We start from the raw sequence: 7,056 nt of genomic DNA on the forward strand, positions 1-7,056 counted from the left end.
GCCGGGCCATATAAACAAGGTAAAAAGGAGGGGCGAAAGGGGCGCACCAAAGCACCCCACGCCACCACCACAAAGGAGTTCGCAACCATGTGCGACACAATCGAAATCAGCCCCGAAGCCCGCCGGATCGCCGAGCAGAACGACCAGTTCCGCAAGCACGTCCTCACGGGTGGACCCGCAGGCACACCGCAAGGCCGCATCGTTATGACGCAGAGCATCGCCGAAATGGGGCCGAGCTTTCAGTTGGAAGCCGCCGAGGCCGTGATCGCGGACAGCACGTTCACCGAGGATAACGACCCCTACGGCGATCACACGTTCGGAGCCGTCACCATTCAGGGCCTTCGCGTCTGGTGGAAGATCGACCTCTACGACCTCGACTATCACTGGGGTTCGGAGACGCCCGACGATCCCGCGCAGACCCGCCGTGTCCTGACCATCATGTTCCCCGCCGACTACTGAAATCGGGGCGTCCCGAAAGGGGCGCACCCGTCAGGCGCAACCCGCGCCGGAAAGGAGGTGACAGCATGAGCAGAGAGACTTTGACAGCCCGAATTGCGGAAGCATGGGCGCTTGTCAGGAAGGGCGATGATTTTGGCATCGGACGCCGCTTCCTGATCCAGCACGGAGCCATCTAAGGCCCCTCGCCTCGCCCCGTCAGGGGCGAGGCAACCAATAACACGAAACTCACCACACAGACAAGGAATGTCCCAATGACCAAGCAAACGAAAATTACCGCCGCCGAAGCCCGCTTTCCGCTGGCGAGCCTTACCCTTTCGACCATGAACCCACGCCAGAACGTGCCGGAACAGGACGTGATCGAGTTGGCCGAAAGCATCTGGACCGCTGGCCTGATCCAGAACCTTTCGGGACTGGCGACCGATGGGGGCGGAGCCGAAATCGTCGCGGGTGGCCGCAGGCTTCGCGCCCTGCAATATCTGGCCGAGCAGCATCCCGACATGGCCGAGACGCATCCCCAACTGGCGAACCCGCTGGTCAATCTCGCGCCCGACCGGACGACCGCCGAGGCATGGGCGACGACCGAGAACATCGCGCGCCGCGACCTGCACCCTGCCGAGGAAATCCGCGCCTATGGCAAGATGGAAGCCGCAGGGGCGCCCCCGGCCATCATCGCGCGCGCCTTCGCGGTGACGGAGAAGCACGTCTATCGCCGCCTTGCACTGGCCCACCTTCCCGCGCCCGTGCTGGACGCTTTGCAGGCCGACGAAATCACCCTGTCCAGCGCCGCCGCCTTCACCATCGGAGACGACGAGAAGCGCAGCTTGGAAGTCTTGGAACAGGTGCGCGGTTCCAACACGTCCGACTATCACATCAAGCGCCTGTTGAAGCCCGACACCGTGCGCGGCAGCGACCGCCGCGCGATCTTCGTCGGCGTGGACGCCTACAAGGCCGCAGGGGGGCGGATCGGCGGCGACCTGTTCGCAGACGAAACCTTGTTCGATGATCCCGACACGCTGGACGCGCTTTTCCGGGAGAAGCTGGACGCAGCCGCGAAGCTGCACAAGGAGCAGCAGGGCTGGAAATGGGTCGAGGTCAGCGCCGAGTCCTATGTCGGCTGGTATCAGATCGAGCAGGGCAAATTCGAGCGGGTCTATCCCGTCGAGGGCGACCTGACCGAAGCCGAAGCCGAGCGGTATGACGAACTGGCCGAGTTGGCGAATGGCAACGTGCTGGACGACGAGGGGCAGGCCGAACTGGACGCTTTGCAGGCAAAGCAGGACGGTTCCTATACCGACGAGCAGAAGGCCTATGCGGGCGCGATCCTCTACATCGACAACGAGGGCCGCATTCAGGGCTATGAAGGACTTGTGCGCGGCGCGGACAAGGCCGAGGCAATCGCCGCGGGTGTTCTGCAAAAGAGCCGCCACACGGGCGACGAGGACGAGGGGCCGAAAGACCCCATCAGCCAGAAATTGCGCGACGACCTCAACCGCGTGGCACAGGGCGCACGGCAACACGCGGCATTGCGTGACCCCGACCTGTTGATCGACCTTCTGGCCTATCAGTTGAGCCATGCCTTGAACTGGAAGAACCCGCTGGGGATCAGCCTGACGGACGTGCCGAACTGGCCCACGACCGAAGCCGAGGGCTACGCGCTGGACGAGCGACTGACCGCCAATCCGCCCCGCGATATGTGGGATGCGAAAGACCTTGGCGCATCGTTCCGCGCGTTCCGCAAGAAAGGCGCGGAGCATGTGCGGGGCGAACTGGTCCGGTTCCTTGCCGCGCAATATCGCGGTGGCGACGAGAAGCTGGCGGCGATGATTGACCGCGAGACGCAGCCGAGCATCCGCGAGGTCTGGACGCCCACGGCGGCGAACTTCTTTTCCCGCGTGGGTGGCCCCTACCTCAACGAGTTGTGGCGCGACCTTCTGGGACTGGCGGCGGATCATCCGACGATCACCACGTTCGAGCGGCTGAAAAAGGGCGAGAAGGCCGAGCGGCTGGAAAGCCTTTTCACCGACGAGGCGACCCGCACCGCCCTTGGCCTGACGGACGAGCAGATCGCCCGCATCGCCGAATGGCTTCCCGAAGGCATGGCCTGACCATAGCGCAGGGCGCGCAAGCGCCCTGCCCCTTCCCCAGATCGCAGGAGACCGACGCCATGCCCATTAAAACCTATACCATCGCCACCAACCGCGCCGAGACGGAGACGCGCAAGGGCCACATCGTCAGCTTTGCCCGTGAGGGACAGACGCCCGTGGACGTGGCGCTTTACAAGACGAGCGGCGGCTATGCCGCCGACCATCCCCGCACTGGCTACGCGATCCGCGCGTTCGACCAGATCAGCCGCATGGGACCGCCTGTGCCGTTCAAGGCAGCGAAGGAGAGCCTTCTGTTCATGCTGGACGACATGGAAGGCTACGAGCGCATCCGTGAGGGATGCCGCGCCCTGCCCGTCCTGAATCCCGATTTTCGATAATCTGATTGCCGGAAGGATCGAGACCATGCCGAACTTCACTGCCCATCGTCACCCCGTCCTGGCTGTTCGTTGCCCCGATTGTCGCAAGGCCCCTGGTATCTGGTGCGTCCGGCCCAGCGGTCACAAGGCCAGCGACCTTCACCAAAGCCGGAAGGCCGAGGCCGACCGCGTGTTCATCGAGCAGCACGGACCAGACGCCAGCATCGAACGGATCGGTGAAAGCTGGACCATCGACCCATGGGGACGCGCTGGCATCCGCCCGCAACCCGAGCAACCATCGTTTTTCTAGGGCCGGAACGGGCCGTAATCACTGGCTGCACGAACGAAATTGAGCTAGACTTCGCGTGATGATCGGCGCGGCAGGAACAGGATACGACCCGATGAGAAAAGCCGTGCTGCATTGGACCTACCTGAAAGGCTACAGCGGTTTCGTTTTGCCCGTTTGGGTCCGTCGATTGGTTGCCGGATCGGAAATCCATCGCGCATGGTTTCTGGGTTTCACGGGTCACTTCATCGAGAACGACATTCGGTATGGCCTTGCCAACCCACGACGACAGGAGCCGCTTCACAATGACCTATGATCTTGACCGCTACGAGCGCGAGACCGCGCGAATCGCCGACAAGCAATCCCGCCTTTACAAATGGATCGGCGCGATCACCGTCGCGGCTTTCGCGAGTTTCGGATACGTTGCGCTGACGTTGTTCAATCCCGCCTTGCCCGCGACGATCACCGTCTTCCTGATCGGTCTGTTCTGTTTCTGCGCGATCAAGGGCGTCGCGCTGCGAAACGAGATTGTCGCGGCCAAGCAGCGCCAGATGCGCGGTCCGTTTATGATAGCCCCGAGCGGCTTGGGAAAAGTCGGCTCGATGCGCGGGCGCTATACCGTTTCGACTGAACAGCCCTGAACATTCCTATTCCTTGTGGTGAGGAACACTGGCCCCGCTTCGGCGGGGCCTTTTTTTCGCACTCGATCCTCGCTACGCCTTACAGATGATGCGACGACAGCCCATGCCCTTCCATACCGGAGACAACGATGGACCTTTCCGAAATGACCTACGCCCAACTGGCCGAACACCAGAAGGAGGTTGAAAGCGCGATGCGAAACCTTGAGAAGACCCGCCGCGCCGAAGCCAAGAAAGCCGTCCGGGCGACGGCCAGGGACCACGGGTTCACGGTCGAAGACCTGTTCGGCGGTCAGGGGAGCGCGAAAGGCATCGGGTCCACGACCCCGCCGAAATATCGCAACCCCGACAACCCCGCCGAGACATGGACCGGGAAGGGCCGGAAGCCGCAGTGGCTCAAGGCCGCGCTCGAAAAGAACGGCGGCGATCTGTCGGCCTACGAGATCTAGGTATGATCGGGCGGGCCAGGACTTCGCCCTGCCCCGATCGATCCGGCGCTGTTCGCGCCGAAGCCGCATGTCATTGCCATTCCAGCGGCGGCGTCACTGACTGACCGGCGCTTGTGTCTGACCGCGCAGAAGGCGTCCGGCTGTTAACCTGGCCCGCGCCACAGGCGCGGCCCAGGGCCGGACCTCCCCACCCCACACGGTCTTGTCATTCTACCACACGGTTCAAGGACGGCGATTTTCGTCCTTCGTCCGAAAATCTTGCAAGCGCCTTCGGCGTCCTTGACCTCGCGTGTCCGTATGCCTGCGACCGCGCGGGGCGGCGAGAGCTTTGATTTCCTCGCGGTTTCAACCTATATTGGAAAGGAACTCACCATGAGCGACACGAACATGAGCCAAGAGCAATTCCAGCAGATCATGCAGCGTTTCGACGCTAACGACGTTCGGATGAAGAACGTCGAGGACAACATGGTCCGCAAGGGCGACCTCTTCCAAGCGGTGCTGACGGTTCAAGGGCTTGTCCTTGCGATCATCGTTGGCACGCTGGTCGTCGCCAACGCGCTTGTAGGCTTCGGGGGTCCGACCCCCTGACGGATCAGCGGCCCTTCGGGGCCGCTTTTCTGCGTTCCCCGTGCGGGCTGGACAGCGCAGCGCCCCGCACTCACCCGCACCAACCTTGCCGCCGCCCGCCTTCGTAGGGCCGGGCCAGCCCCTCCGATACGAGCGTGTCGCGCACGTCCGTGCCATTCACCATCAGCCGTCCCAAAAGCCGGTCATACCTGTCCCGCCCCGGCAGCAGCATCAGCTCGACGCGCACCACGCCGTCCAGCAGCTCACGCACCCGCGCCGTCGCAAGATCGCCAAGCCGCTTTTCATAGGTGCATCGCGCACGGTATGTCTCCGGCGTGTCGAAGCCGACGAGCCTGACGCGCTCGCCTGAAACATCTATCGTGTCACCGTCCACAACGTATATTTGCGAAGCCGCGACTTGCTCACTAAATCCGGTTGAGGGAAGCGCCCCGAGAAGAAGGACCAATCCGACCGCCATGCCGCCGCGAAAACCGCTCGACTTTCGGAGGCCGAAGCCTCGTCCGAACCGCTTCAAAGCGACGTTTATCGTGGCGCTTGCTATCGTCATTCCTGTGGGCCTCGCTTTTGCATTAGTCGTTTGAGAGCGGCCCGGAACCGCCCTTCCTTTTCCCGTTTTTCCTTGTCGCGCGAAACCGCCATTCCGAACTGGAAACCCGCTTCTCTTGTCGGTGAGGCGATAGTGCCTTATCGGTGCCGTTCCAACCATCACCGTCGAACCATCCTTTCTTGCCCCGCCTTCGCGCTCGACTGTTTCACTGCCGTCAGCCCTTGTTCGTCCGTTCCCCGATACGTGTTTCTTATTGATGAACATAGCGAATGGGTTCTGTGAGACGCTTCGCTTCAATCACTACTTTCCCCTGCCCCTTCGGGTCATTCCTCGCGGAACAAAGTAGCGTTTGACACACGCCACCCATCCGCCAAGCATGTTCATCGAAACACGAAATCAAGGAACGAACCAATGGCTAACCAACACTTCAAACTGAACGTCAAGAACGAAGGCAAAGACGGCAAGAACTACTGGTCCGACTGCGGTGTGGTCTTCGTCAACACCGACGACAGCGGCAACATCACCTCGATCACCGTCAAGCACGTCATGTTCCCGAACGTCGAAATGGTCGCCTTCCCCAAGCGGGACAAAGACGAAAACTAGGGAAGGAAGGGCGGCCCCTGGGCCGCCCGCCCTCTTTCGCCCCCGGCTTCGCGGAGACCGTCATGGACGACTACAAGCAAACGCCCGATCCGCGCCACGATCTTCCGACCAGGCGGCTGGCCGAAACCCGGCGGATCGAGACACCGGAAGGGCAGACCGTGCATCTGTCGATCGGGTTCGACCCCGCCGAGCCGGATCGGCCCCGCGAGGTTTTCTACTCGGCCGGGTTCAAATCCGGGTCGCAGTTGGAGTTCCAGATTCAGGACGCCTGCGTCCTCATTTCTCTCCTGCTACAGCACGGCCACCGGCCCGCGGACATTGCCAAGTCTCTCGCGCGGGCCGAGAAGCCGGACGGGTCAATGGCCTATGCCAGCCTCACCGGCCTTATCGTCGCTGCGCTGGACGACCCTGACTGATTGTCACGGCAGCCATTGCCGCCCATCTTCCGCCGTCAGTCCGAACCATTGCAGCTCGACCGTCCTTTTCCGGTCGGAATCCAGTTCGGCGTGGATCTCCTTCAAGCCGTCGATTCCGCCCAGCTTCACGATCTCCTGTCCGAGCCGGGAAATATGCGTCGCTGCCGTAAGTTTGTCGTGATCGTTCGATCCGGTTTCCATGATCGTCGCCCAGCGGTTCAACTGGACCGTTACCGGCGTGACCTGTGACAGCTCATCGTATTTCGTGTCCAACATCCTGATATTCTCCATTTGCTTCATTGGATTCAGGATACCGCCATCTTGTGAAAATCGAAAACCAAAGCGTATGGCCCCTGCCCCGCCGCCCTGATCGGTCGGCGTGTCACCGCGCTCTAGGCTCCGGCCGGCGGGCGGCCTACGCCCCGCACCCTGCGATCCTGGCCTTCCTGATCCAATGGCGCGCGCGCCGTCTCGTGCCGAGCCGCCGCGCGCACCTTGGATCATGGTCGCCCTGGACCTTGTGAGCGGCCCTTGCGGGTGACGATCGCTGGGGCGGGCGGCTCCGGGGTTCGGGCAAGCCGAACGCCGCTTCGCCTTTGACGGACAGGG

12 protein-coding genes are annotated in these 7,056 nt (G+C 62.4%); 10 read left to right on the forward strand and 2 right to left on the reverse strand.

The genetic code is table 11. The features are described from left to right. Positions 1-87: 87 nt before the first annotated feature. From Q1A06_RS20585 to Q1A06_RS20620, 8 genes are all read left to right on the forward strand, one after another. Positions 88-459 carry a DUF3768 domain-containing protein gene (locus Q1A06_RS20585; RefSeq protein WP_299567993.1) on the forward strand — a complete coding sequence of 124 codons (372 nt, stop codon included), beginning with the start codon at positions 88-90 and terminating at the stop codon, positions 457-459. A gap of 251 nt (positions 460-710) precedes the next feature. Next, on the forward strand, positions 711-2,564 hold the full coding sequence (locus tag Q1A06_RS20590) for a ParB/RepB/Spo0J family partition protein (protein WP_299567994.1): 1,854 nt from the start codon (positions 711-713) through the stop codon (positions 2,562-2,564). Positions 2,565-2,623: 59 nt separating this feature from the next. Further along, on the forward strand, positions 2,624-2,941 hold the full coding sequence (locus Q1A06_RS20595; RefSeq protein ID WP_299567995.1) for a hypothetical protein: 318 nt from the start codon (positions 2,624-2,626) through the stop codon (positions 2,939-2,941). Positions 2,942-2,966: 25 nt separating this feature from the next. Next, the gene (locus Q1A06_RS20600) at positions 2,967-3,230 is read left to right on the forward strand and encodes a hypothetical protein (protein ID WP_299567996.1); all 264 of its coding nucleotides are present in this window, start codon (positions 2,967-2,969) and stop codon (positions 3,228-3,230) included. Positions 3,231-3,321: 91 nt separating this feature from the next. After that, a complete protein-coding gene (locus Q1A06_RS20605) occupies positions 3,322-3,522 on the forward strand; it encodes a hypothetical protein (RefSeq protein ID WP_299567997.1) in 201 nt (66 codons plus the stop codon). Continuing rightward, positions 3,512-3,847, forward strand: a complete 336-nt coding sequence (locus Q1A06_RS20610; RefSeq protein WP_299567998.1) for a hypothetical protein — start codon at positions 3,512-3,514, stop codon at positions 3,845-3,847. Before Q1A06_RS20605 ends, Q1A06_RS20610 begins: the two co-directional genes overlap by 11 nt. A gap of 128 nt (positions 3,848-3,975) precedes the next feature. Next, a complete protein-coding gene (locus Q1A06_RS20615; protein ID WP_299567999.1) occupies positions 3,976-4,293 on the forward strand; it encodes an H-NS histone family protein in 318 nt (105 codons plus the stop codon). Between the two features lie 372 nt (positions 4,294-4,665). After that, positions 4,666-4,881 (forward strand): hypothetical protein, encoded by a 216-nt coding sequence (locus tag Q1A06_RS20620; protein ID WP_299568000.1) that lies wholly within the window; start codon positions 4,666-4,668, stop codon positions 4,879-4,881. A 70-nt stretch (positions 4,882-4,951) separates the two neighbouring features. Here the strand turns inward: Q1A06_RS20620 and Q1A06_RS20625 are convergent, their stop codons facing one another. Further along, entirely contained in the window at positions 4,952-5,428 is a 477-nt protein-coding gene (locus Q1A06_RS20625; protein ID WP_299568001.1) for a thermonuclease family protein, read from the reverse strand. Positions 5,429-5,839: 411 nt separating this feature from the next. On the opposite strand from Q1A06_RS20625, the gene Q1A06_RS20630 reads away from it, so the two are divergent. Together Q1A06_RS20630 and Q1A06_RS20635 are read left to right on the forward strand one after the other, a co-directional pair. Further along, on the forward strand, positions 5,840-6,031 hold the full coding sequence (locus Q1A06_RS20630; protein WP_299568002.1) for a hypothetical protein: 192 nt from the start codon (positions 5,840-5,842) through the stop codon (positions 6,029-6,031). A gap of 62 nt (positions 6,032-6,093) precedes the next feature. Further along, positions 6,094-6,447, forward strand: coding sequence for a hypothetical protein (locus Q1A06_RS20635; RefSeq protein ID WP_299568003.1), 354 nt, complete (start codon positions 6,094-6,096; stop codon positions 6,445-6,447). 3 nt (positions 6,448-6,450) lie between these two features. Here Q1A06_RS20635 and Q1A06_RS20640 read toward each other — a convergent pair whose 3' ends face one another. Continuing rightward, positions 6,451-6,723 carry a hypothetical protein gene (locus tag Q1A06_RS20640; RefSeq protein WP_299568004.1) on the reverse strand — a complete coding sequence of 91 codons (273 nt, stop codon included), beginning with the start codon at positions 6,721-6,723 and terminating at the stop codon, positions 6,451-6,453. Positions 6,724-7,056 lie beyond the last annotated feature (333 nt).

The organism is uncultured Sulfitobacter sp. (genome assembly GCF_947497275.1).
Taxonomy (GTDB): domain Bacteria; phylum Pseudomonadota; class Alphaproteobacteria; order Rhodobacterales; family Rhodobacteraceae; genus Sulfitobacter.